General features: G+C 65.1%; 1 protein-coding gene and 1 pseudogene. One reads left to right on the forward strand and one right to left on the reverse strand.

Annotated elements, in window-relative coordinates:
• Positions 1 to 143 (forward strand): annotated as a pseudogene (locus D1614_RS28415) (dihydroxy-acid dehydratase domain-containing protein); the annotation flags it as partial.
• Positions 144 to 370: 227 nt separating this feature from the next.
• Here D1614_RS28415 and D1614_RS28420 read toward each other — a convergent pair.
• The coding region (locus tag D1614_RS28420; RefSeq protein WP_241558165.1) for an SAM-dependent methyltransferase at positions 371 to 590 on the reverse strand (220 nt) is incomplete at its 5' end.

Here is a 590-nt window from a genome sequence, read left to right on the forward strand (position 1 = left end):
CATGGGCACGGCCACGACCATGAACAGCCTTGCCGAGGCACTCGGCATGCAGCTGCCAGGCTCGGCTGCCATTCCGGCTCCCTATCGCGAGCGCGGCCAGGTCGCTTACGACACCGGCAAGCGCATCGTCGACATGTCGTACGCGGCCGCCAAGCGGCTCGACTTCGTCAAACGCGGTTCAACGCAGGTGGAAATCCGCCGACTGTCCCGCGCTGAAGTTGAAGCGCTGCGCCCTGAGCTGACGCAGACCGATGTCGCCAGCAACGATGGCGACGCCGATGTGGGTGCCGATGAACCCGCACCGGTGAAGAAGAAAGCGGTCAAGCGTCGCGCCAAGCGTCGTTGAACCGTTGATCTGCCGCCTTCTCCCTCAGTCCTTCCCTTCGTTTTTCAGCGCCAGCGCGCTTTGATACAGCGCGTCGACCGACGCTCCCGTAATTGCGCCGGCCAGCTTGGCTGCGCGCTTGGCAGGCAACTCGGCCAACAGCAGACGCAAGACCTGGTCTGCCGCCATCGCCGTCGGCGCGGCGTCCTGCGCGCCTGCGCCTTCCACCACCAGAACGAATTCGCCCTTGCCATGTGAGGCATCG

It is taken from the genome of Maribellus luteus (assembly GCF_003576475.1).
In the GTDB taxonomy this organism is placed as follows: Bacteria; Bacteroidota; Bacteroidia; order Bacteroidales; family Prolixibacteraceae; genus Draconibacterium; species Draconibacterium luteum.